The following is a 25,442-nucleotide window of genomic DNA, read 5'->3' as shown; positions in this document are numbered from 1 at the left end:
CATTGTTAATTTATTAACACGACATTATACTTTAAACAAAACTTAAGAGGAAGGTATTTTTATGATAGCGTTTTTAAAGTTATCACCAGTGTTTCTAATGGCTGGACTTATGATAGCAAGCAACTTGGGTACATTAGGACTTGACATTTTACAAATTGCACCGATTGCGGTTGTTTATGCGGCCATTATTGCTGCACTTACAGAAAAGGTTAAATTTGGTGAATTGGTTGATTCCGCAGTTAACAATGTAAAAGAAATGCAATTGGTGTTTTTCATTTTAATGCTGGCTTATGCTATGGCAGAATCATTTATGTCAACAGGAGTAGGTGCTGCTATAATCAACTTGGCATTAGGTCTAGGAATATCTGCAAAGACAGTTGCAGTTACATCCTTTATAATAGCAGCCATTCTTTCGGTAGCAACAGGTACTTCTTGGGGAACTTTTGCAGCATGTGCGCCGATTTTTTTATGGCTGAACCACATAGTTGGAGGAAACCCCGTAATCACAGTTTGTGCCATAGCAGGAGGAGCTTGTTTTGGAGACAATATAGGATTAATCTCTGATACTACTGTTGTAAGCTCAGGAATCCAAGGTGTACAAGTTGTAGACAGAGTAAGAAGTCAAGGCCCATGGTCACTTTGCTGTCTTGTTCTTGCTGCGGTATGTTTTTTAGTGGTAAGTATGGGCATGCCTGGTGAAGTAGGCAATGCAGCAGATGCCATAAACCAAATTCCTAAGGAAGTATATGATGCACTGGCAATTGAAAGACCTTCGGCAGTTGAACTTCTGAGCCAGGTTAAAAATGGAGTGCCAATGTTTATGATAGTTCCATTAATACTTGTATTGATTACTGCTATAAAGGGTGTGCCAACTTTGGCATGTCTGGGAGTAGGGCTCATTTCATCATTGATATTCGGATTGTTTGCAGGAACAGTTACCTCTATTCATGAATTCCTGGACAATATGATGACTGGGTTTGCAGATGCAGGATCATGGGTTATTGTTATGATGATGTGGGTTGGTGCATTTGGAGGCATTATGTCAAAGATGCATGCATTTAAGCCATTGTCTGATTTTATTGCAAAAACAGCAAAAAGTGTAAGACAGTTGATGTTTGCCAATGGAATTTTGTCTTTGGTAGGAAATGCAGCATTAGCAGATGAAATGGCACAGATAGTAACCATTGGACCTATAATCAAGGACTTGACAGATGAAAATGTAGAAGCAAGTCAAGAAGACATGTATAAATTGAAGTTGAGAAACGCAACTTTTTCAGATGCATTAGGTGTTTTCGGTTCACAGTTGATTCCGTGGCATGTTTATATAGGATTCTATGTTGGAATTGCCAACGCAGTATATCCACTGTACAACTTTGTTTCATTTGACTTAATAAGGTATAATTTTATGGCAATAACAGCCGTAGTATCAATTTTACTGCTGACATTGACCGGTTGGGACAGATTTATTCCGTTATTTAAACTGCCGTCTGAGCCTGATGTTAGATTGAAAAAAAGGGCATAAGAGGGAAATATCTATCAATTAGTAAATTGTATTGTTTTAATAAATAGTATAGAATCTAAGTATAATGTTAAGTAATCTAAAAATTAAGTAATAAAAGAATATAACATAATTAAAAAGGATAGAATTTAAAATTCTATCCTTTTTATGTGGATGTTGTTTACTGCTAATGTTTATGATTTTTTTAATTGTTATTGTAATTTTCAATAAAAACCTTTACAACATGTGGATCGAACTGTGTTCCGGAATTATTCTTGATTTCTGCCATAGCTTCATCAACAGACATTGCCTTTCTGTATATGCGGTTCTCAGTCATGGCGTCATATGCATCACTGACAGCCAGTATTCTTGAAAGAAGTGGTATATTTTCTCCCTTTAGCCCTTTAGGGTAGCCGGATCCATCCCATTTCTCATGATGACACAGAATATATTGAGCTACAGGTTCCAGCTCCGGAGAAGACATTGCTATTCTATATCCAATTTCAGGATGTTTTTTCATTATTGAGCTTTCAATATGGCTTAACTTTCCGGGCTTATTTAAGATTCTATCGTCAATTCCTATTTTTCCGATATCATGAAGCATTGAAAAAAGTTCCAGCTCATCGAGTACATTAGGAGGAAGCCCCATATTACTCCCGATTTTTCTTGAAATAAACGCAATTCTTTTGGCATGTTCCTCAGTTTCATGACTTCTTTCATACATTGTAGCCATTATTGAAGATAAAATTGCACTGTGAGAACTTTTGCTGTTGAGAAGCTTTCTGTTGTGCATTACATCGCTTGCATCTTTAAGAGCTTTGTCTATACTTTCATTTGCATTTTCTTTAGTGCTTATGCCACATGAAATACTTATATCAAAGGCTCGGTCTCTTATTTTTTTGTTGTGCGCTTCACAGCAATTTTGCAGTTCACGCTGTACATAGGCACCTTCATAATTGCTGGTGTTTTTCATAATAATGCTGAATTCGTCACCTGCAGTCCTAGCTATGATGTCATTTTTCCTGCAGCAGCTCTCTATTATCTTAGCTGCTTCCTTAATAACCTGATCACCTTCATCATATCCAAACGCATCGTTTATAAGGCGCATTCCGTTGATATTTACTATCATGATAGTTACTGGAAGGCATTCATTCATGTTGTCCAGTCGATTTTTCTCATCATCGAAAAATTTCCTGTTGTATAAGTCTGTTAAAAAATCATGTTCGCTTAAATACTTGACTTGTTCTTCCCTGTCTTTTCTATCTGTAATATCAAATATGATACCTTCTAAAGCCTCAATTTTACCGTCTTCATTATAAATGCTCTGACCGATTTCTGATACCCACTTGCATTCTCCGGAAGCAGAAACAATTTCATATTCATATCTGAAAGGTGTTTTTAATGTCTGTACTCTTTCCCATTCCTTCCATACAATACATCTATGCTCAGGAGCTATTATATCACTGTAGGAAAGTGTTTTGTTGTTTATGAATTCTTCTGGATAATAACCTGTTAACTTAAAACATCCATCTGCAAAAACTGCATAGTTCTTAATTTGTCAGGGAGGCAGCGATATGCTGTTCCTGGCAGATGAGAAAGCAGGACGGCCTTGCTTCTTTCGCTTTCTCTTAATGACTCTTCGGCCATTTTTTTGTTAGTTATATCCTGAACAATGCACATTCGGGTTTGAGCATTATTGCCCAAATCCAGCCTTGCTATGACCATGTTAACCCATGTATATGATCCGTCGGGTTTAATATATCTTTTTTCCATTGAATAATTGTCTATTTCATGTGCCAACAACCTTTTTAATTGACTCATATCATATTCTATGTCATCAGGGTGAGTTATGCTTTTCCAATCAATGCCTGCCAACTCTTCCTTTGTTCTGCCCAAAATGTTCTCATACGTCTTATTGAAAGGCTGAAATTTTGGAGAAAATTCTTTGGCAAATTCGTCTGAATCGCCTATACTTATGCCTAATGGTGCTTGTTCAAGTATTGTTCTGAAAAGCAGTTCGCTTTCTTCCAACTGCCGTTTCATTTCATCAAATTTTATTTTGTCACTTCTTAATTTTATATTTTTTTAATTAATATAGAAAAAAATAATACTATTATAAATATGAAAAACAATGGGACATAAGAATGTATGGTATATACAAATGATGATTCTGCCATATTGTCACCTATGTAAATTTATTATTTAGCTACATAAACTATTATCGTCAGAATACGATATTTATTAAGTATGAGTTCTGCATCATATTTCTTATATATTGTTAGATTGTCAATTGTATCAATAGATTTTGCAATTAATTTGTTGATTTTTGACAATATTCGCAAACTTTTTCTTTTAAAAGAAGCAAAATAATGTTACAATCTGTATAAAAATAGGTCATACTTAGATTGATAAAAAGATTATATAAAGAATTTCATTAAAAGGATATCTGAAATATTGTTTAGGTTCAGAGCTGGTATAATACTTGAAATCAAGATTTATAAACATTAAGAATATAAATATGATCATACTCCTTATTACTGCTTTTCTTATTTCATTTAGCAACAATTTTGATTCTTCATTTGATGAATTCGAAGAAACTGCAAGAGCAAGAGGAAATATTCTCAGAGAGCATGTTCAAATAAGCAGCAGTTTTATAAAAAGTATGGCAATATACGGGAATCTATTTTTTGAAAATGAGTATGTCATTGACAACAAATATTTAAGCCTATTAACATATGAAGAAAAAACAAATACTTTCAGCTTGGATTCCATCAAAGATACTCAGCATGAAAAAGAAACAGGAAACATAACAGGCGTCGGACAGATTCCAGAAAAAGGAATGGTAAGAAATGAAATAAATCTCGCACTGCAATACAATAATTTCTTTTCCAGCCATTATGAAAAGTATCCTGATGTGGCGTGGCTGTATTACACAAGTAATAATAACTTTATAAATATGTTCCCTTGGGTTTCATCAAAAGACTTTAAATATTCAGAAAATCTTAAAACGGTGGAATTTTTTAAGGTGGCAAATCCTGAGAATAACCCCATGCGTAAAATAATATGGACTTCCGCATATGTTGATCATGCAGGCAAAGGGATGATGGTTACATTGTCGGCTCCGGTATATGACGATGATACATTTAAAGGTGTTGTGTCTTTGGATTTAACAAATGAATGGCTTAACAACATTATAAATTCAAACTATGATAGCTACCTGGTGGACGAAACGGATACAATTCTTGCAACCAGCAGCAAAAGTATGTCATCTGATCAAATTTACAAAATATATGATTTAAGTGAAGTTTCTAAAAGTGATGTAGAAACTATGAAAACTTATGAAAAAGAAACAGTTCATAGATTGGGCGGTTATTATTTCTATTATGCTTCTTTTGATGACACACCATGGAATTTATTTATTCGAGTACCTGTTTGGAGAATTTCAGTTGAAGCATTGGTAAAAACATTTCCAATACTGGTCATAAGTCTATTGCTGCTTATTTCAATACAACAGGTTCATGAACGTAAAAAAAGCGAGTTAGCAGTGAAAAAAGAAAGAGAACTTTTTAAAACCACTCTTTTCTCAATCAATGAAGGAATTATTGTCACTGATAGTAATGGCAAAATAACCCTTATGAACAATATTGCAGAACAAAGAACAGGGTGGAAAAAACAGCAGGCGTATGGTCAAGACTTCCAAAATGTGTTTAACAGCATTAATTCTAATACAGGTCTTAAAAGCATAAATCCGGTTAATTATGTGCTTGAAACAAAAGAAAATTTTGACTTTGAACAAAATACCGCACTGATTTCAAACAACGGATCTGAAATTTATATAAGGGGCAGCGCAGCAGGAATTATTTCTGACGACAATTCCATAAGGGGAGTTGTAGTTTCATTTAAAGACATGACAGTTGAATATGAACAGGAAAAAGAAATTGAAGAATTTCTCAATATGAATCTTGATATGCTATGTGTCACAGACACTGGCGGGATATTTCACAGGATTAATAAGAAGTTTGAGGATGTTCTAGGTTATAAGGCTGAATATCTTTATGGAAAGAGTATTTTTTCGTTTATGTACACAGAAAATGCAGATAAATCAGCTGCAAATGTCACTGATGAAAAACATATACCTTCGGATTTCATAAGCAGGTTTCTTTGCAGGGACGGTTCATATAAATTTCTTGAATGGCACACACAGACAAGTATCGGCAAATACATATATTATTCTGCAAGAGATATTACAGAAAAAGTTGCTACTGAGAATAAATTAAGAGAAGATGCATTTAAAGATCAGCTGACAGGCATCAACAACAGACGTTTATTTGATACAATTATTGACAATGAAATTGATATGTCAGAAAAAAGCAACAAACCACTATCAATGATATTGCTTGATTTGGATAATTTTAAAATTGTCAACGATACATATGGGCATCTTGTTGGTGACGAACTATTAAGGCAATCAGCCCAGACAGTAAGCAGCATCATACGCAAGTCTGATATTTTTGTGAGGTACGGAGGCGAAGAGTTTGTGATATTGATGTCCCAGACATCAGAAGACGGAGCTGTTTTACTGGCTGAAAAAATACGCACTGCTCTGGAGGAAAAAATTTTTACTGTTGCAGGCAGACAGACTGCAAGCTTCGGCGTAGCTGTAAGAATGAAGGGTGAATCTTTTGAAGACTGGTATCAGCGCCTTGACAAAGCCCTATACAAGGCTAAAGAATCCGGAAGAAATAAAGTTGTCGCAGCAAGTTCAATGAAATAAATATACCCCGCAGACTAAAAGTAGACTGCGGGGTCAGATTGATGGCAACGTCGTGGTTTGTCACTGTGGGGGTAATTTTATATATAGTATACAAATTAGTTGTGAGATGTATTTATTTTATATATTTGTCACTTATTAAAACATCACCAAGGATATCTGAAGGAATTTCAAATTCCAGTACTCCCATATATCCAGGTGCAACTTCATATTTATCAAATGAAATAATAAGTTTATTTTCACTATTTATATAAAAGCTCTGATTGTTTGATATTTTGTTAAATACAGCCATCGATGAATCTTCGATGCCCTCAATCCAGTAAACATTGTATTCATCGATTTCATGCTGTTCAATCATTTGTTCCTTTATATTTTCGCTTATGATATCAATGTAGCTTTCATCCTTGAAAAGGCTTGGGAGAGTTATCAATATTTCATTTTCCTTGTCAATGGTATCATATTGAAAAGTTGTGGAAGAAGAACCAACCGTATTGACAACGTAACGCCCCACTGACAATATTTTGTCTGTATCTGTCTTTACAACATAACCGCTGTCAACGCCAAGGTGACCGCCGTTGTTTGCTTTCATACTTTCCATGTCTTTAGTAAATTGTTCATACAGCAATTTATTTTCTTCCAGATACTTTTCATTGAGACTGCTTTCAAGTTCCTTGTTTTCGAGACCTTCTATTGCAGGTGTCTTTATGTCTGCATTATATGTGTCTTCATTTATATTATATTCTCTGAATGTCAAAACCCTCACTATTTTGTTTATCACAGGTATTTCTGAAAGCGTAAGAGCCAATGCTTCACTTGTGTTAATTCCTACGGTGAAAACCGCTGCAATTACTGCTGCCGTAGCTGCCGTTGTTTTTGCTATTTTTAAGTATTTTTGTCTGTTCATTTTTTTCTTCCCTTCCATTAATGATATTCTTACTGCAAAATCCAATTCTTCCGGGATAACTATATTCATGTAATCATTTTTGAACTGATCTATATTATTATTTTTCATGGCAATCCTCCATTAATCATTCATTTCAATTCGAAGCTTATCCAGCGATTTATATAACCTGGTTTTAACCGTATTCACATTTTCGCCGAGTATTTGTGCAATTTCTTCTATTTTTAAATCTTCAAAAAATCTTAATATTATAATGCTGCGGCAGTCGCCGGGCAACTCATCCAGTGCATTATTCAAATCAATATTTTCATATTCATCAAAAACACAATCATTAAAAGCAGCAATGTTTTCTTCATCCATGGTTACCACCTTTTTTTGTTTCCTAAGAAAATCCAATGATGAATTGATTAATATTCTGTAAAACCATGTCTTCATATATTCTGAATTTTTCAAGGTGTTTAAAGAAACATATGCCTTGAATACAGCTTCCTGCACAATATCCAGCGCATCATCAGCATTTTTTACATAACTGTAAGCTATCCTGTAGTGCTTCTCCTTATTTTCTATAACATAATCTTCGTATTGTTTTTCTAATTTCAACCTAGTTCGCACGAATTTCACCTTTCCTTGTATTGATGCACATCATAATTGTCTTAACAGTCTATAGACGAAATACGGATTCAAAAAGTTTTAAAAAATAAAAAATATTTCATGTAGTATCAGATTAAATAAATACCATAAATCTAATCAAGATGTAAAGCAAATAATTTGTGAGCGAGCAGAATGTGAAAATTATTTAGTATAACTAAAATATTTAGCTGAGATACATTTTGTAGATAAAACAAATGCAGAAAACATAATTAATAAAAGTGATAACAGAATACATCGTTCAAACGATATCGGAAGAGGAAATGACACCCAGTTTGATGTATTATCGGTTGATGAGCTTGGCAATCCCACATGGAGTGCCCAGATGAAATTTTGTGGTAAATTTGGAACTCCTCAAGAAATTAAAAAAAGTTCTGAAGATTTAGTGGAAAAGATGGCTTGCGATAAGTGGGAAAGATATAGAGGAAACAAAGTTCTAGTTCCAAAAGAGCAATATGAAATTGCAAGAGACTATGCTAAGGACACAGCTGATAAATTATCAGAAACAGCTGATAAATTCAGGAGTGAAGGAAACTTGGAGAAAGCTGATTTGTTTGACCAAAAGGCAGCCAAATTCATTCAAGTGTCAAAGGATTTGGAAAATAGCGGAATAACATCAAAAGAAGCTATTTTTATACGTGAACATCCTAAACTGGCAACTGCAAAATATGTTGCAAAGACTGCACATCGTTCCGGCATGGAAAACGCCAAAAGCGCAGCAGTAATTTCCGGAGCTATTTCAGTTGCTCAAAATGCTGCAAGCATTATAAAAGGAGATAAAGATGTTTTAGAAGCGGCAAAGGATATTGCATCTGACACAGCAGGCGGTGCAGCAACAGCTTATGTAATAGGAGCAGGAGACACTGCTGTAAGAGGTTTTATGGAATCAAGCAGGAACAGTGTGTTTGTAAACTTATCAAAATCAAACATGCCTGCAATGATTGCAACGGCTACAGTACAAATAAGCAAATCCCTTCTTAGATATGCTAACGGGGAAATAGACAGCTTACAGCTTGTGGAGGAATTAGGAGAAAAGGGTACAGGCATGGTGGCTGCAAGTTTTGGGGCAGCCATAGGAACAGCTGTTTTTCCAGGCATCGGTACTGTTATAGGAGGCATGGTAGGTTATATGACAAGTTCTTCCATTTACAGCGCTTGCATGCAGGTTTTAAGCAATGAGCGTTTATCATGGGAAAGAAGAGAAAGGATTCATGCAATTTCTTCTGCCGCCATCGAATCAATGCAAATGCAGGGAAAAGAACTTTTAGAATTAACTGAGCAGTATTACTCAAACAGGAAGCAAGTTTTTGAAAAGAGCATGTCAATGCTTTCATTGGCCAGTAAAGAAAACAATCTTGAGATGTTCACACTGGGTCTAAATAATATAGCTGTTGAAATGAGAGGAGCTTTACAATTTAAAAACTTCGAAGAATTTGACAGTTTTATGCTGGACAAACAAGCAATATTTGAATTTTAATAAAAAGGAGATAATATGCCAATACCATTTATTGTTGGAGGAATTGCACTGGCAGCAGGTGCAACAGGTATAAAAAAAGGATTAGATGCAAAAAGGGATATGAAAGAAGCAAAAGCAATTAATCAAGACTCACAAAATATTGCTGAAGAAGCTGAGAATTTTATAGCAATGGCCAAAGGTAAGACAAATGAAGCCATTACTGCTTTAGGACAGGAAAAAATCCGTTTGCTTTCAACATCAATCAGTGATTTTGTTGCAAATTTTGAAAAAATAAAAAATATAAACCTTAAAGAAAGCAGTGGAATTGACGAGTTGATATACTTCAATTCAGAGAGTCAAGGTTTTATACAGCTGAAGGAAGCTTCTTTTGAAGCAAGACAAATAGCAGTTAATGGACTGGCAGCTATTGGGTCTGGTGCATTGCTTGCATACGGCACATACAGTGTAGTAATGGGCGGTTTGGGCGGACTTTTGGTAACGGCTACAACAGGAACTGCTTTGACATCATTGGCTGGTGCAGCAGCTACAAATGCAACACTTGCATGGCTTGGAGGAGGAGCTTTGGCAGCCGGCGGATATGGAATGGCAGGAGGCATGATGGTGTTAGGCGGAATAGTTGCCGGACCTGCACTAGCCATTGGCGGAGCAATCTTTGCAAGTCAGGCTAAAGCTGCATTGAATAATTCATACAGCAATTACGACAAAGCAAAGGCTTTTAAAACTCAGGCAAAAAACATCGGCATTGCTTTGAAGGCCATATGTACAAGAGCTAACCAGCTGACAGAATTGCTTCAACGGTTGGACCTGTACTTTGTTAAGCAAATAGAATCAATGAAGAATACAATAGACTTAAAAGGTACAGATTGGCAAAATTATTCAAAGGATGAACAAACAGATATTTACAAGTGCGTCCAGGCAGCTCATACAATTAAAACAATTCTTGATGCATCGCTTTTGAAGCAGGATGGTCAGCTTGATGAGATTACAAACAAGGTGCTTGAAGGATGATATTATTGATATTACAGTTACAAGTATAATGAGCAACGGCAAATCAGGCCTTGTATTAACCGTAGACTCCGTTTGTGTTAAGGATATGGGAAACTACACATCCAGATTCATTGCCAAATACGAAGATATCGATTATACATATTACGACAGAGACAAAAGAATACTTGAAATCAATATGAAATTTGATTCAAAATATGAAATAAGCATCAGTGCAATAAATAAAGAAAATCTGATGGAGTTTATTGATTATGCTATTTCATTATATCAGGAAGATGATAAACTTGAATGGTAACAGGATTTAAATTAATATTTAAAGATGATGTAATCTATAATTTTTAATAAAAATTGGAAACAGCAGAATGTAAATCATGACAATGTAACATACGGAAAGTTAGTTATAATTTACATCATATAATACAAATAATGGCAATCTCATTTCTATAGTAAAATAAGAAATAGATTGCCATTGCATTTATATTAAGTAAGTTGAGGAAAACTATACATTCTATTTATCGCTGCTTATGATTTTTAAATATGCCGAATCGGGTGCGATGTCACATTTGCCGTATTTTTTTAAGGCTTTTACATAGTTTTCATCCTTCAACCTTTCCAGCGAAGCATTGATTTCATCCCTATAGTCCCAGGGCCTGAGTACTAACACATAAATCAGGAATACTGCTGAACCAGCCTTCAAAAATACATCAAAACTTATAGACCCAACAGCAATCAAAGCTACGGCTGAACCTATTGCAAAACTAATAAGAATGCACCATGCAATTGCACCTATTGTTTTAGGAAGGAAGTCTGAGGGTGACATTAGTGCGGGTTCCCTGACTGAAGTATCATAATACGTATTTAAACAGCCTGGACATTTCCTTAGAGGACTGCCAAGTTTATTGTAATAACTCTCCACATTGAAATTTGCCTTGCACTGGGGACAATAAAAAGCTCTCTTTGCCAATTGAACATCACTCCTTTTACAATCATTATAAAATTAGTATAAAATAAAAGCAATAGCTGAAAAAATAAAATAAGGGTGGGTTATATCAAATTTTTTTCTAGATATGAATATAATTATCTCTACAGTTAATTATAAAAGCATATAAAATGGAGGAGATATTATGAGCATGTCATTTGAAACATTAAGAGATGAATTGATTGGGTATGGATATAAATTCAAGACACCCTATGGAGATAGAGTAATGACTTATGCAGATTTTACTGCTTCTGCACGAGGGCTTAAATTTATGGAAGAATATCTGTCAGATATTCAAAAATGCTATGCAAATACCCATACAGAAGATGACATGACAGGAGAGGTTATGACTAAAATACTTCACAAATCACTTGCCATTATCAAGAAACATTTCAATGCTGAAAAAAATTGTATTGTAATACCATCAGGAAACGGCGCTACGGGAGCCATTGAAACTTTCGCTAAAATAATGGGTATTTATATTCCACCTGCAGCCAGCAGAAGAGTTGACAGCATAATAGGTAACTATCTTAAAAACAACAAGGGTCTTTATGATCTTGTAAATGAATCAGAAGAATGCAAAAAACATATGCCTGTAGTTTTCATAGGTCCTTACGAACATCACTCCAACATTCTCATGTGGAAGGAAGGGTTGGCAGAAACAGTGGAGATTAATCTGGATCAGGATGGTAAATTTGATATGGACGATCTCAGGAAGAAAGTTTCTGACGAAAAGTATAAGGGCAGATTGAAGATTGGCTCATTCTCAGCAGCATCTAATGTAACAGGGGTTATCACTCCTGTCTATGATATTGCTAGAATAATGCATGAAAACAACGGCTACGTGTGTTTTGACTATGCTGCATGTTCGCCCTATGTTGAAATAAACATGAACAAAGGCAGGGATGAATTTCTGGATGCCATATATGTAGCTCCCCACAAATGGCTGGGAGGTACAGGTGCTACAGGCTTGCTTGTATTAAATGAAAGGTTATATGACAGCAACATTCCTCCTACAGTTTCAGGAGGCGGAACAGTTTCTTATGTGAGTGCATATGCTCACGATTACATCAGCAATCCAGAATTAAGAGAAATGGCCGGAACTCCTGGAATATTACAGTTGTTCAAGGCTGCACTTGCAATTGAGCTCAAGAAGTTGACGGGAACAGAAATAATAGAAGAAAAAGAGAAGTATTATACAAAAAAGGTATTGGACAGATTAAAGTCAATTCCAAACATTGAGATACTGGGACCAGCAGATGAAAACAGAATGCCTATATTTTCAATCAAGATTAAGCACAGTGATAAACTTCTTCACCCAAGGTTTGCTGCTAAACTCATAAATGATTTGTTTGGAATTCAAATGAGAGCCGGATGTGCATGTGCTGCCCCTTACGGCCACAGACTCATGAAAATCAGCGAAGAAAAATCAAAGGCTTACAGGCAGTTTATAAAAGACGGGATTACATCAATAAAACCTGGATGGCTAAGATTTAACATTCATTATGTAATGACGGAAGATGAGGTTGAGTTCATATTAAACGCTGTTGAGTTCACAGCAAAGTACGGATACTTGTTTTTACACGAATATGAGATGGATTTAAAAACAGGGAAGTGGAGCCATATAAATTATCAGGATTCATATGACATGGTGGATAGTTTTGGAATAAAAGCAAGCATTAAGTTTATCAGCAAAAAAAATAAAATAAACTCCACGGAAATACCTCAGCTTTCCGAAGAGTTTGGTGCATATTTGTTGGAAGCAAAGACTCATGCAGATAGATTATCAAAAGAACCTGTCAACTTCAAGACTCTTGATGAGGGCAGGTTCTATGGCCATGGATGGTTTTATTTTGTAAACTTGAAAGACGATGTCACCTGATGGCTTTAAAACCAATCAGTTCTATATGAGGAGTCATGTGTGTTGGTTTTTCCTCTTGACTTTCAACTAATTCAGTTGACAGATATTTCTTGTTGTCATCAGCAAATACGGTTACAACAATGGAATCCTCACTGCCAAGAATGTCCTGAGCTTTCAGTGCACCAAGAAAGTTTGCACCGGAGGAAATGCCTACACCGATTCCCAGCTGTGAAGCCAGCTTCCTTGCCATATTAATAGCATCACCGTCATCAATGGTAATAATGTCATCAAGTTCATTAAGTTTTACAATTTCGGGAATGAAGTCATCGCCGATACCGGCGATTCTATGAGGACCGAATGACTTACCGCCTGTTGTCATTAATGGCGAGTTTTCCGGTTCTAGTGGAAATGCCTTGCAGTCTGGATATATTTCCTGAAGAGCTTTCTTTATACCCATTATGGTGCCGCCGGTGCCGATTCCGGCCACAATGCCATCAGGCTTCTTTCCAAATTCAGCAAGTTGAGATAATATTTCTTTCCCGGTTGTTTTATAATGGGCGTCAACGTTGACTGGATTAGAAAATTGACATGGCAGACATATACCATTTTCTTTACCCATGTCAGAGGCCATTTCAATGCAGCCCTTAAAACCTCCGTCTTCCTTGGAAACTGATGTTACAGTTGCCCCATACTCCTTCATGAGAATAAGTCGCTCACGGCACATCCAGTCCGGCATGAAAATTTTAACCGGATTGCCAAGATATGCTCCAATTGCTGATATGGAAATCCCGGTATTGCCGCTTGTTGCTTCAACAATTATATCTCCTTCTTTAATGGTGCCGTCATCATAAAACTGCTTCATTATGTGAAGGACAATTCTGTCCTTAATGCTTCCCGTAAAATTGTAATACTCAGCCTTGGCATATATCTTTCTTTCAGTTCCCCTGTAACGGAGAGAAATTTCAAGCAGGGGAGTGTTGTTTATCATAGCAGAAATTCCATTGAACTTTTCCTGCATTATTTTGCTCATTGTCATTAAAATTCCTCCTTTATATACTGTTAGTATATGTTGCCTTTAGTTTTTTTACACAGGAATAAAATGCAGGTATTTATTATTGGTTTTTATTAAATATGAAGAAAAAATCTCAATACAATTGAAAGTACTGAGATAGTTAGGTTCATAAGATATTCAATTTAAAAAGTTCACTAATTTGCTTACTTTTCAATAAATTTCATCAATTCTTCATTGAACTTTTCATGTTCATCATAGAAAGTACCATGACCGCTAAATTCAAACGGCAACAAAATAGAATTTTTAATTCCATAGTGTTGCACTTCGCCTAATTCAAATGGAACAACTTTATCATGAATTCCATGTATAATTAAAGTAGGTACTTTTATAGATTCTATATCATAAAATAATTGTTCCTGTAACCAAGTATTTGCAATAGCAGCAGTTGACCATCCAGCTGCTTGCAGCCCCAATTGAAGAAACCATTCATTAAATGGTTCAGATGTGTGCTGAAAGAAAAAAATCTCTCCGAAACCTCTAAGCATTTTGGGCCGATCATTATTAGTGCCCTCAATAATATCCAAGACTACACTTGTTTCTATACCATATGGAAAGTTTGGAAGTTTTACTAAACTCGGGGCTGCAGCAGCAAACAAAGCAAGCTTTGATACACCATAGCCGCTATACCTGGACATATATCTTAGTGCAATTGCTCCACCTGTGGAGTGACCTGCCAATACAAAATCCTGCAGCTTCAGAGCTTCAACGACGCATCTCACATCATCAGCTAAGCGATTGTAATCATAACCATGCCATGGTTTGTCGGATTTTCCAAATCCTCTTTGATCTATTCCAACACATCTGTAGCCTCTTCTCGGCAAAACATCAAACTGATATTCAAACAAATCATGGCTGCCGGGCCAACCGTGCAAGAAAACAATTGTCCTTTTGCCCTCAGGGTTAAGATCCTCAACATATAAATTGACATTCGGTTCAACACTTATATAATATCCCATAATACCTCCAGATTGAATGGTTTTATTGATATAGTATTCATTTATATGTTGAATATGATTAATGGTTTTATACTTTCAAGCTATATTACACTAACTAGAATTGAATTCATGATGATGAATAATAGAAAGAAGGAGCACAATCAGGAGTTTTTTATCACATAAAAAAAACTAAAGGACGGGATTCATTCCCGCCCATAGTAGACCAATATAATTAAAACCTTTTAAACTATCTATGACAATGGTGACCATTGTTTTCTTCTAATGCATCTTCAAGCAATTCTTCCAAACATTCGTAAACACATTCACAGCGACGATTCCTACCAGTGCCAGCTACATTATTATTCCTATGGCAGCAATGATGATTGTTTTCTCCAAGCACATCTTCAAGCAATTCCAATAAACATTCAAAAACGCATTCGCAGTCACATCTTCTACCAGTTGTACCAGCAACATTACCATTATTTCTATAACCCATAATATCACCACCTTTGAGGTATGTTCATTTTCAATATATTACATAACACATAAGGTGTGATAACTTGTCTTATTTAAAGGTACTTAGTATGGATTCAATGGTGTAACTGTACAAATATTGGAAAATATTGCGCTAATAAAATGTTCGTGATATAATAAAACAATTTTAACCTTGCTCAATTTGCTTTCGTATTAGTTAACAGGAATTCATTTTTAGCTAAAAAGATAGATTGAAGAAAGAACATAAAAATTGTACTTATCAAGGAGCGTATATTAATGAAATATATAGAAAGTATTAGTGATGATGTATATTTTAATCTTGCCTTAGAGGAATACATATTTAATAATTTAAAAGATGATACATATTTTATGCTGTGGAAAAATTATAACAGCATTGTTTTGGGAAAACATCAGAATGTCTTTGAAGAAATAAATATTAAGGCAATAGAACAAAACAATATTAAAGTAGCCAGAAGAAACACAGGAGGCGGTACTGTTTTTCATGACAGGGGCAATTTAAACTACTCAGTAATTACTGATTACGATAAAAGTACATTCATTGATTATAATCAATTTATTATACCGGTAATAAATGCCCTGAATTCAATAGGAGTTAAAGCTGAAAAAAGAAGAACCAGCGATATAGCTATTGACGGTAAAAAAATTTCAGGAAGTGCTCAAACAATAAAAGGCAATAGAGCATTACATCACGGAACATTGCTTTTTGATGCAGATTTAACCATGCTTCATGACTTGTTAAAAACTACTGAAGGAAAAATTGAATCAAAGTCAGTGAAGTCAGTAAGGAGCATTGTTACCAACATTAAGGATCATCTTAGGGATGAAATTAATATAGATGAGTTTCAAAGATTATTGATTAATACAATGTTTTCTGGCAATGCAGGAAAATATGAAATAAATGAAGAACAAATTAAAACAATACAAGAACTTGCTGAAAATAAATATTCGAAGTGGGAATGGAACTTTGGTGTTTCACCGGACTTTTCTTATGAAAAGGAAAGTGAAATTCTCTGTGATAAAATAAATGTAAAATTATTTGTTAAAAAAGGTGTTATAACAAACTGTAATGTTCATGGAAACAACATTCCTTGTAATGATTTACAAGAACATATTACCGACTCTCGTTACAGCTACATTAATATATTAAATAAACTTAAAGACATTAGTTCTCTTAAAAATATGAAAAATTTAAATTATGAAGAATTAGCAGATTGCTTTTTCTAAAGGAGGAAACATGAAAAAAATAATTACTATGCCAAAGCTTAGTGCTAATATGGAAAGCGGCCTATTGGTTGCATTGTGCAAACAGGCTGGAGATGAAATAAAAAAAGGTGATGTGCTATTTGAAGTTGAAACTGAAAAGGTTGTTAGTGAAATTGAAAGTGATGAAAATGGAAGATTAGTCACATTGTACTATAAAGAAGGAGACAATGTAAAAGTAGACGAAATAATAGCAGAAATAGAAATAGTATAGGAGTTAAAAATGGGAAGAAAATTACCTGAATGGTTAAAAGTAAATTATAATAAAGAAGCAGTTGATGAAGTAAGCCATATGATGGCTGATTTAAAGCTTAATACAGTTTGCAAGGAAGCAAACTGCCCTAATTTAGGTGAATGCTACAAGAAAAAAACAGCAACATTCATGATTTTGGGAAGTGTCTGCACAAGAAATTGTAGGTTTTGCAATGTTTCAAATGGACATGCCACAAAGGTGGATCCTGAAGAGCCAATGAATCTGGCACAAGCTGTAAAAAAACTTAATCTAACACATGTGGTAATTACCTCTGTTACAAGAGATGATTTGCCTGATGGCGGTGCAGCTCACTTTGCAAAAACCATAGAAGCAGTAAGAAATATAAATCCGGAGACCACAATAGAGGTTCTTATACCTGATTTAAGGGGTGTTCATGAAAATTTGGATATTGTTATAAATGCAAACCCAAATGTAATCAATCACAATGTTGAAACAGTTAAATATCTTTACGCCGATGTACGTCCTCAGGCTGATTATGAAAGATCGCTCAAGGTACTTCAATATATTAAAGAAAAGGCTCCTCATATTACTTCCAAGACAGGCATTATGGTTGGACTTGGTGAAACGGATGAGCAGGTATACGAAGTTATGGACGACTGCTTAAAGGTAAATTGCGATATATTTACCATTGGTCAATACCTTCGACCATCAGAACAACATATAGAGCTTAAGGAATATGTAACACCGGAAAAATTCGAAGAATATAAAAAGGTTGCGTTGGAAAAGGGTTTTAAATATGTTGCAAGCGGTCCATTAGTAAGAAGTTCATATAAAGCCGGGGAAGCAACAAGCATATTTAAGTAAGATAAGTAAGGAGAATAAAATGCAGCTCAATTTTGTTAAACTAGGCAAGATAGAATATGATGAAGCATTTAAACTTCAACAAGAAATTGTAAAACTAAGGCAAGAAAGTAAAATTGCTGATACTTTGCTTTTATTAGAGCATTTCCCTGTTATTACAGTAGGAAGAAGCGGTGACAATGACAATATTATTGTATCAAAAGAATTTCTTGAGGACAACAATGTAAATTTACACTACGTAAATCGTGGCGGTGATGTTACCTATCATGGACCAGGACAAATTGTAGGATATCCCATTATTGACCTTAACAATCATAGCAAGGATTTAAAGCTATATGTACATAAGGTGGAAGAAGTTATAATTAAGTTGTTAAAAGAAGAATTTAATATACATGCCTACACAAAAGACATGAAGTACACAGGGGTGTGGGTTGATGATAATAAAATCACTGCAATAGGTGTATTGATGAAAAGATGGGTTACCATGCATGGTTTTGCATTTAATGTAAACACAAATCTTGACCATTTCAAATGGATAATACCATGTGGTATACAAGATAAAGGTGTAGTTTCATTAAAAAGTTTGTTAGGAAATGAATTAGATTTAAATATTATGAACGACCTTGTAGTGAAATATTTTTGTGATGTTTTTGGATATGATGATGTAAAAGAATGTAGTTTGGAAAATATTTTATAATATAAATACATTTAATTACAAAATATATAACAGCCTCCTTGAAAAAGGAGGCTGTTATATACAATTTCTAAGCATATTAATTTATATCATTTATGTTAAGAAAATTATTATATTTATTATTAATGAATAGCAGATTCGGTTTCTTTATCGAAAAAATGCATCTTTTTTATATCAAAAACAATTTCGATTTCACTTTCTGATTTAACATTTGTATCAGCTGGTGCTTTACAAATCATTTTTTGTCCGAAACTATCAAAATTTATATATATTTCACTACCCATAAGTTCTGTGATGTCTACATAAGCTTTTATTTTATAATTACTGATTTCTTCAGCATTTGCTACCTTTAAATCTTCAGGACGAATGCCGGCAACAATTTTTTTTCCATCATATGCTTTCAGCTTTTCAAATTTTTCTCCTGTTAAATTAAACTGATAATTTTCATCGAATTTAATAATTATATTTTCTCCTTCAATTTTTACAATTGCATCAAGGAAATTCATTTGTGGAGCTCCTATAAAGCCGGCAACAAACAAATTACATGGATAATTGTAAAGGTTTTGGGGTGTATCAACCTGTTGAATAAACCCATCTTTCATAACAACAATCCTATCCCCCATTGTCATGGCTTCAATCTGGTCATGAGTTACATAGACAAATGTTGTTTCAAGTTTTTTGTGTAGTTTTATAATTTCTGTCCTCATTGCTGTACGCAATTTAGCATCAAGGTTAGAAAGGGGTTCGTCCAAAAGAAAAACTTGTGGGTTTCTAACCATGGCTCGTCCAAGAGCAACACGTTGTCTTTGCCCACCTGAAAGGGCTTTGGGTTTTCTCTCTAAAAGGTGTACAATATCTAAGATTTTAGCAGCTTCTGTAACACGTTTACGGATTTCATCCTTAGGAACTTTTCTTAATTCCAAACCAAAAGCCATATTTCGGTAGACTGTCATATGAGGATATAAAGCATAATTTTGAAATACCATAGCAATGTCTCTATCTTTAGGAGCAACATCATTAACTAGATTTTCTCCTATGTATAGTTTTCCTTTTGATATCTCCTCTAATCCTGCAATCATCCTCAATGTTGTAGATTTACCGCATCCTGAGGGACCAACAAGAATTATAAATTCCTTATCGTCTATTTCTAAGTTAAAATCAGAAACAGCTGTTATATCGCCCTGATAAATTTTATAAATATTTTTTAATGAAATACTAGCCATTTTAGCCTCCTACATGAATTAATTATGATTTATCCTTTCAAGCCCGACATAACTATGCCTTTTACAATATACTTTTGACAAACTATATATATAATTAAGACTGGAATTAAAGCCAACATAGACCCTGCCATTATTAGATCATATCTCGTAGCAAATGAATTTCTAAAGCTGGCTAGACCTAATTGTATCGTAAATTTTGTGTCAGTATTAAGATAAATAAGTGGACCCATAAAATCGTTATATGTACCCTGGAAAAGGAAAACACTCAATGTTGCGATTATAGGTTTTGAAAGAGGTACTATAATAGTGGCCCAAATTCTAAATTTTCCACATCCGTCAATAACTGCAGCTTCTTCCAAATCCTTAGGAATAGTCATGAAAAATTGTCTTAGTAAAAAAATTGAAAAGGCTGTTCCAAATGCAGATGGTAATATTAGAGGCCAATAAGTATCTACCAATTTTAAATTTGTAAAAAGCATAAATCTTGGTATCATTACAACAGCTGCAGGTATCATCATTGATGAAATGAACATCATAAATATAAAGTTTTTAAAAGGGAAATTAATTCTTGCAAAAGCGTAAGCTGCTAAAGAAGAAAATGTTATATTTAGAACTACTACAGGTAGTGTTACTTTCATAGAGTTTAAAAACATCTGAAAGAAAGATATGCTGCCGGCACTTAATACTTGCTTATAGTTTTCCCACTTCCAAACAGAAGGTAAAAACTTAGGCGGATAAGCAAATAATTCTCTTTGACTTTTGAATGAAGAAACCAGCATCCAAAAGAATGGAAGTAGAACAATTAATGTTGCAAAAGCCAATATTGCATAAGATAATACTATTGATTTTTTAGATTGTTTCATAATTGAACTCCTCCTTATTAAGAATCATATTGTACATTTTTGTTCATAATTTTGTCTTGAATTAAAGTAACTACTAATATAATTATAAACATTACAACTGCCATAGCACAGGCATAGCCCATTTTTCCATATTCAAATGCATTTGCAAATAGATAGTAGGATACGGTGTGAGTAGAATAACCGGGTCCACCTTTTGTCATAATAAATACTTCTGTAAAGACTTGGAATGCATCAATTACGCTTGTTAGAACTACAAAGTACATTGATGGCATTATTAGAGGTAATTTGATATCAATAAGTTTTCTCCAAGGAGTGATTCCATCTAAAGCAGCAGCTTCATATAAGCTGTCAGGGATACCCTGTAAAGCAGAAAGTAAAATAAGCATATTATATCCTGAATGCTTCCATACTGACATTAATGCAATAGAAATAAGAGAAATTCTTTTATCAGATAACCAACCAATAGCAGAAATATCGAAAAAAGATAAAACATAGTTTAAAACACCGAATTCAGTGTTATAAATCCAAACAAACAACAATGCGCATACAACCATTGGTGTCATAACCGGAAGATAGAACATTGTCCTGAAAAAACCAATGCCTCTAAGAGGCATATCCATAGCTAATGCTATAATTAAAGAAACTAAGATTGAAAAAGGTACGTATATAATAACCCACTTAAAGGTATTTTTTAAAGATTCTATAAATACAGGGTCATTAAAAAGTGTTTTGTAGTTTTCTAAGCCTATAAATTTTGGAGTGCCTAAAATTCCCCAGTTAAAGCCGCTTATTACAAAAGAAGCAATAACAGGGTACAGTACAAAAACTAAAAAACTTATAAGAGCAGGAGCAATAAACATATATCCTGATATTGCATCTTTTTTATGAAGTGTCATATTCTTAGTTTTTTTCTTAGGTGAGTTAGTGTTGACACTTGCCATTGTAAACCTCCTAGTATAATATTATCTCACCATGGTTTTTAACCATAGTGAGATAATTATTTGTAATAATTTATTTAAGTTTAGTAATTATTTGAAAAGTGTTTCGTTTGCTTTTTTATCTATATTAGCAGCTGCTTGTTCAATAGTTTGTGAACCTTCAAAAACAAGGGAAAGCTCTGCAGAAATTATAGAGTTATATTCAGACCATTTACCAGTACCTAAAGCTTCAACTTGCTCTTTGTCTCCAATGTAATTAGAAGTAGCTATGAATGCTTCTGCAGGTTCTGCAAGTATATTTTTGTCTGTTATAAGTTCTTCATAAAGAGGAACAGATAAACCACTTGAAAGTGTATATCCTAAGCCTGTTTGGCTCAATTGGAATGATAAGAAGTTAGCTGCAATTTCTTTACTAGATGATTGTGAATTTATAGCAACGTTGGCTGTAATAAAAGGACTTACCCTTGTTGTTCCTTTAGGAAATTCTACTGCTGTCCATTCAAAATCACATTCATTTATGAAGCTTGGAACAACCCAACGGCCAGATGGATACATGGCAATTTGTCCTATAATGAATAGACGATCTTCACTTTCTCCAGTAGTTCCAGGTGCAGGAGCATATCCATTTTTAATTAAATCTGCTTGCACTTTTAATCCTTTAACAGCATTTGGATCAGATATATTAGATTTTCCATCTTTGAACCATGGCGCATCGTAGTTACCCATAAAGTTAATCCAGTCTGCACGATAGTTGTTTACTGCAGTACCATATTGGGTTGTTCTGCCGTTAGCAACCTTAGTTAGTTCTCCGGAAAGTTTCATATAATCATCCATAGTCCAGTCAGATGTAGGAATTGGAATTCCTGCTTCCTTAAACATATCAACGTTTATGTACATTACATATGAAGTATAGTCTTTAGGAATACAGTATTGTATACCGTCTGCTTTGCCGTAATCCAAAGCGCCATCAAACATGCCGTCAGAAATAGCTGGATACTTTTCAAGAACATCAGTTAAATCAGCCATAAGTCCTGCATCTGCAAATTCCTTAACACGACCTTCGCTAAGCCAGAAAATATCTGGTAATGTCTTTGAAGCTGCTAAAGTTTGAAGCTTTGTATAGTAGTCTCCAGGTGTATAAACTTGTTCAACTTCAACGCCTGGTACTAAATCTTCATAAGCAGCAATTAAATCAGCATACATTTGGCGTTCATAATCATCGCCAAAGTGCATGAATGAAATTTTACCACTGAGGCCTTTTGATGCTTCATACCCATCCCACTTTAAGTCATCGGGCTTTTCAGTAGCGACAGGAGTTTCTGGTGTTTTTGAGGTTTCCGGTGCTGAACTGCTACAAGCAGTAGTCAATGATAACGTTAGAGCAAGAACTAAAAAAATACAAATTAATTTCTTCATAATTTCCCTCCTTTAAATGATAAGCGTACAACAATGCTTAAATTTGTATATGTTTATTGCGCAAAATATATACAAAAATAAAAGTTGTAACTTTTAATTAGTAAAATGATAACAAAAAAGTATAAAGGTGTCAAGGGTCAAACGATTGCATTTTGTACTAATTTATTTTTAAATTACAGTTAATTTTGCATGGATTTTAGCGGTATCACCTTATTTTTAAAGCATTTTTTCCACAATAAATATGTATTTAACAATAAAATTTATTTAATACAACATTTTTAAGTTATATTTATTTTAACTATTATATTTGACAAATTTTGATTTTTTCATTAAAGTATATATGTACATAATTCATTACATTTTCTATTAATTCATAACTAGGAGATACTATGTTTTTTAAAAGTTATTATAATCCCGGACCGGGTATTGATAAAAATGCACCGCCCAAAAAAGGAGCAGCATTGTATATAGAACTGTTAACTGTTGATTTTTGGGGATTTATTACTATAAATATGATGTATGTAATATTCTGTATTCCAATTGTATCTATAGGAGGAGCAACATTAGCATATAATGAGATGTGCTGTAAGCTTATAAGAAATGAACATATATTTGTTATTTCTGATTTCCTGAATAGTTTCAAACAAAATTTTAAGAAGGGCATATTATTCAGTGGGGTATTATTACTGATTTTGTTTGACCTGTTGATTATCTATACAAATACTATTACATATGTAGGAAGCAGTTTGGGATCTGAAGGTGCTATCTTTTGGTCAATAGCCAGCATATTAAGCATTCTGTTAACATCTTTAATTGCTTATCTTATTCCTATGGTAGCTAATCTGGATTTAGATATTTTATCTCAATTAAAAAATGCTTTCATATTAATGATAATCGGTGGTTGGAGGACATTGGCAGTTTCAGCAATCAGTATATTGTCATTTGTTATAGGATTTAGATTTTTCCCGTTTTCAGGGATTGTATTTTTTATATTTGGTTTTTACATTTTTATTTTTTTCAAACTGTTTTTTCACATGGCCTTTAATTGAAAAATACATCGTACGAAATACAGCATCATAGTAAATTATGGTAACTTTATGTTGATATATTTTAATATATTTGGTAATCTTAAATTAATAAATATTAGGCTAATAAATGATTATAAATAGCTCTGAGGTGAAAAAATGAAGAAAAAGGCACCAAAATATGTCCAACTTGCAGGATTGATTAAGGAAAAAATTTCTGAAGAAGGATTAGAAAGAGGCCAAAAATTTTATACTGAACAATCGCTTTCTCAAATGTATTCTTTAAGTAGACAAACTGTAAGAAAAGCAATAAATCTACTTATTAATGAACAAATTCTAGAAAGCAGACAAGGAAGCGGAACATATATTTCTTCACCCACTCATATAAAAAGGCGTTCAAGCAAAGTAATAGGCGTTATTGTTACATATTTTGATGAATACATATTTCCAAGCATCATAAACGGAATAGAATCCGTAATCAGCAGCAATGGATACAACATGCAACTTGCCTGCACAAGAAATGATGTTGAAAATGAGGCTCGAGCGTTAAGGTCAATGCTTGATGCAGAAGTGGATGCTTTTATTATAGAGCCAACCAAAAGTGCCTTGCCTAATGCAAACAAGGATTTATATGATGAAATTTCTAAAAATAATATTCCATTATTATTTTTGAATTCTTATTACCACGAAATGAATTTTCCGTATGTTGCTTTAAATGATGAAAAAGCTGGATATTTAGCAACTAAATTTTTAATTGACAATGGGCATAGGAAAATTGCACTTTGTTTAAAATCTGATGACATTCAAGGGCACTTAAGATACAAAGGAGCTATAACTGCAGCTAATGGCAGCGATATAACAATATCGGTGGAAAATGTATTTTGGTATACGACAGAGGATATTAAGTATTTAGAGGAAGACAGCAACAGAATAATAAGGTATCTTAAAAATTGTACAGCTCTATTTTGTTACAATGATCAAATTGCAGCTAAAGTGATAAAAATATTGAATGATAAAAACTTTAATCTTCCGGAAGATTGTTCCATTATAAGTATTGATGATGAAAAACATGCTGTTGCATGTTCTCCAGCACTTACAACTATCGCTCATCCCAAAGAGTTGTTAGGAATTGAAATATCAAAAGCAATAATTCGCCTTCTGTCAGGAGAAAAATGTGATAACAGCATTCTTTTTGAACCTGAGTTAGTCATAAGAAATTCTGTAAAAAAAATATTATAAAGATTTTTAGATATTGTTTAATAAAAAAAGCATTTGCTATGATAGC

25 protein-coding genes are annotated in these 25,442 nt (G+C 34.0%); 13 read left to right on the top strand and 12 right to left on the bottom strand.

What is annotated here, in order from left to right:
• Positions 1-61: 61 nt before the first annotated feature.
• Positions 62-1,522 carry a Na+/H+ antiporter NhaC family protein gene (locus BN358_RS08805; protein ID WP_019228874.1) on the top strand — a complete coding sequence of 487 codons (1,461 nt, stop codon included), beginning with the start codon at positions 62-64 and terminating at the stop codon, positions 1,520-1,522.
• A 181-nt stretch (positions 1,523-1,703) separates the two neighbouring features.
• On the opposite strand, the gene BN358_RS08800 is transcribed toward BN358_RS08805, so the two are convergent.
• A complete protein-coding gene (locus BN358_RS08800) occupies positions 1,704-2,987 on the bottom strand; it encodes an HD domain-containing phosphohydrolase (protein WP_368730806.1) in 1,284 nt (427 codons plus the stop codon).
• Positions 2,988-3,010: 23 nt separating this feature from the next.
• The gene (locus tag BN358_RS08795; RefSeq protein ID WP_040582254.1) at positions 3,011-3,541 is read right to left on the bottom strand and encodes a PAS domain S-box protein; all 531 of its coding nucleotides are present in this window, start codon (positions 3,539-3,541) and stop codon (positions 3,011-3,013) included.
• Positions 3,542-3,980: 439 nt separating this feature from the next.
• Between BN358_RS08795 and BN358_RS22315 the strand changes: the two genes are divergently transcribed.
• Positions 3,981-6,272, top strand: a complete 2,292-nt coding sequence (locus tag BN358_RS22315) for a GGDEF domain-containing protein (protein WP_019228871.1) — start codon at positions 3,981-3,983, stop codon at positions 6,270-6,272.
• Positions 6,273-6,384: 112 nt separating this feature from the next.
• Here the strand turns inward: BN358_RS22315 and BN358_RS08785 are convergent, their stop codons facing one another.
• Both BN358_RS08785 and BN358_RS08780 read right to left on the bottom strand, forming a co-directional pair.
• Positions 6,385-7,281, bottom strand: coding sequence for a DUF3298 and DUF4163 domain-containing protein (locus BN358_RS08785; RefSeq protein ID WP_019228870.1), 897 nt, complete (start codon positions 7,279-7,281; stop codon positions 6,385-6,387).
• A 12-nt stretch (positions 7,282-7,293) separates the two neighbouring features.
• Complete coding sequence (locus BN358_RS08780) at positions 7,294-7,782, bottom strand: sigma-70 family RNA polymerase sigma factor (RefSeq protein WP_019228869.1); 489 nt, start codon at positions 7,780-7,782, stop codon at positions 7,294-7,296.
• 361 nt (positions 7,783-8,143) lie between these two features.
• Here BN358_RS08780 and BN358_RS08775 point away from each other — a divergent pair, with 361 nt between their 5' ends.
• The 3 genes from BN358_RS08775 to BN358_RS08765 are packed head-to-tail and all read left to right on the top strand — an operon-like array spanning position 8,144 to position 10,595.
• Positions 8,144-9,295 (top strand): hypothetical protein, encoded by a 1,152-nt coding sequence (locus tag BN358_RS08775; protein ID WP_019228868.1) that lies wholly within the window; start codon positions 8,144-8,146, stop codon positions 9,293-9,295.
• Between the two features lie 15 nt (positions 9,296-9,310).
• On the top strand, positions 9,311-10,303 hold the full coding sequence (locus BN358_RS08770; protein ID WP_019228867.1) for a hypothetical protein: 993 nt from the start codon (positions 9,311-9,313) through the stop codon (positions 10,301-10,303).
• Positions 10,269-10,595 carry a hypothetical protein gene (locus BN358_RS08765; RefSeq protein WP_157593279.1) on the top strand — a complete coding sequence of 109 codons (327 nt, stop codon included), beginning with the start codon at positions 10,269-10,271 and terminating at the stop codon, positions 10,593-10,595. Before BN358_RS08770 ends, BN358_RS08765 begins: the two co-directional genes overlap by 35 nt.
• Before the next feature lie 213 nt (positions 10,596-10,808).
• Here BN358_RS08765 and BN358_RS22310 read toward each other — a convergent pair whose 3' ends face one another.
• Positions 10,809-11,264: a hypothetical protein gene (locus BN358_RS22310; protein ID WP_019228865.1), complete on the bottom strand. Its 456-nt coding sequence runs from the start codon at positions 11,262-11,264 to the stop codon at positions 10,809-10,811.
• A gap of 160 nt (positions 11,265-11,424) precedes the next feature.
• Between BN358_RS22310 and BN358_RS08760 the strand changes: the two genes are divergently transcribed.
• The gene (locus tag BN358_RS08760) at positions 11,425-13,161 is read left to right on the top strand and encodes an aminotransferase class V-fold PLP-dependent enzyme (protein WP_019228864.1); all 1,737 of its coding nucleotides are present in this window, start codon (positions 11,425-11,427) and stop codon (positions 13,159-13,161) included.
• Here BN358_RS08760 and BN358_RS08755 read toward each other — a convergent pair.
• From BN358_RS08755 to BN358_RS08745, 3 genes are all read right to left on the bottom strand, one after another.
• Positions 13,154-14,170, bottom strand: coding sequence for a PLP-dependent cysteine synthase family protein (locus BN358_RS08755; RefSeq protein WP_040582261.1), 1,017 nt, complete (start codon positions 14,168-14,170; stop codon positions 13,154-13,156). The two genes, BN358_RS08760 and BN358_RS08755, sit on opposite strands and share 8 nt — an antisense overlap.
• A gap of 185 nt (positions 14,171-14,355) precedes the next feature.
• The gene (locus BN358_RS08750) at positions 14,356-15,168 is read right to left on the bottom strand and encodes an alpha/beta fold hydrolase (RefSeq protein WP_019228862.1); all 813 of its coding nucleotides are present in this window, start codon (positions 15,166-15,168) and stop codon (positions 14,356-14,358) included.
• Between the two features lie 226 nt (positions 15,169-15,394).
• Complete coding sequence (locus BN358_RS08745) at positions 15,395-15,643, bottom strand: hypothetical protein (RefSeq protein WP_019228861.1); 249 nt, start codon at positions 15,641-15,643, stop codon at positions 15,395-15,397.
• A gap of 275 nt (positions 15,644-15,918) precedes the next feature.
• Between BN358_RS08745 and BN358_RS08740 the strand changes: the two genes are divergently transcribed.
• From BN358_RS08740 to lipB, 4 genes are read left to right on the top strand one after another with little or no spacing between them, the layout of a single operon-like run.
• Positions 15,919-16,887 (top strand): lipoate--protein ligase, encoded by a 969-nt coding sequence (locus tag BN358_RS08740; RefSeq protein WP_019228860.1) that lies wholly within the window; start codon positions 15,919-15,921, stop codon positions 16,885-16,887.
• A 10-nt stretch (positions 16,888-16,897) separates the two neighbouring features.
• A complete protein-coding gene (locus BN358_RS08735; RefSeq protein ID WP_019228859.1) occupies positions 16,898-17,137 on the top strand; it encodes a biotin/lipoyl-containing protein in 240 nt (79 codons plus the stop codon).
• Between the two features lie 9 nt (positions 17,138-17,146).
• The gene (lipA, locus tag BN358_RS08730; RefSeq protein WP_019228858.1) at positions 17,147-18,001 is read left to right on the top strand and encodes a lipoyl synthase; all 855 of its coding nucleotides are present in this window, start codon (positions 17,147-17,149) and stop codon (positions 17,999-18,001) included.
• Positions 17,967-18,695, top strand: a complete 729-nt coding sequence (lipB, locus tag BN358_RS08725) for a lipoyl(octanoyl) transferase LipB (protein WP_306461328.1) — start codon at positions 17,967-17,969, stop codon at positions 18,693-18,695. Before lipA ends, lipB begins: the two co-directional genes overlap by 35 nt.
• A 119-nt stretch (positions 18,696-18,814) precedes the next feature.
• Here lipB and BN358_RS08720 read toward each other — a convergent pair whose 3' ends face one another.
• The 4 genes from BN358_RS08720 to BN358_RS08705 form a co-directional block, all read right to left on the bottom strand.
• Positions 18,815-19,915, bottom strand: coding sequence for an ABC transporter ATP-binding protein (locus tag BN358_RS08720; protein WP_019228856.1), 1,101 nt, complete (start codon positions 19,913-19,915; stop codon positions 18,815-18,817).
• A gap of 29 nt (positions 19,916-19,944) precedes the next feature.
• Positions 19,945-20,778, bottom strand: a complete 834-nt coding sequence (locus BN358_RS08715; protein ID WP_019228855.1) for a carbohydrate ABC transporter permease — start codon at positions 20,776-20,778, stop codon at positions 19,945-19,947.
• Between the two features lie 17 nt (positions 20,779-20,795).
• Positions 20,796-21,719, bottom strand: coding sequence for a carbohydrate ABC transporter permease (locus BN358_RS08710; protein WP_019228854.1), 924 nt, complete (start codon positions 21,717-21,719; stop codon positions 20,796-20,798).
• An 87-nt stretch (positions 21,720-21,806) separates the two neighbouring features.
• Complete coding sequence (locus BN358_RS08705) at positions 21,807-22,949, bottom strand: sugar ABC transporter substrate-binding protein (protein WP_198018352.1); 1,143 nt, start codon at positions 22,947-22,949, stop codon at positions 21,807-21,809.
• On the opposite strand from BN358_RS08705, the gene BN358_RS27490 reads away from it, so the two are divergent.
• The 3 genes from BN358_RS27490 (at position 22,948) to BN358_RS08695 (ending at position 25,396) form a co-directional block, all read left to right on the top strand.
• Positions 22,948-23,148 carry a hypothetical protein gene (locus BN358_RS27490; protein WP_232233063.1) on the top strand — a complete coding sequence of 67 codons (201 nt, stop codon included), beginning with the start codon at positions 22,948-22,950 and terminating at the stop codon, positions 23,146-23,148. The two genes, BN358_RS08705 and BN358_RS27490, sit on opposite strands and share 2 nt — an antisense overlap.
• A gap of 373 nt (positions 23,149-23,521) precedes the next feature.
• Positions 23,522-24,181 carry a DUF624 domain-containing protein gene (locus BN358_RS08700; RefSeq protein WP_019228852.1) on the top strand — a complete coding sequence of 220 codons (660 nt, stop codon included), beginning with the start codon at positions 23,522-23,524 and terminating at the stop codon, positions 24,179-24,181.
• Between the two features lie 135 nt (positions 24,182-24,316).
• Positions 24,317-25,396 carry a GntR family transcriptional regulator gene (locus BN358_RS08695; protein WP_019228851.1) on the top strand — a complete coding sequence of 360 codons (1,080 nt, stop codon included), beginning with the start codon at positions 24,317-24,319 and terminating at the stop codon, positions 25,394-25,396.
• Positions 25,397-25,442: the final 46 nt, after the last annotated feature.

The sequence above is a fragment of the Sedimentibacter sp. B4 genome, from assembly GCF_000309315.1.
Taxonomy (GTDB): Bacteria; Bacillota; Clostridia; order Tissierellales; family Sedimentibacteraceae; genus Sedimentibacter; species Sedimentibacter saalensis.
The sequence above is the reverse complement of the archived record's forward strand: the minus strand, read 5'-3'. Positions and strand labels throughout refer to the sequence as shown.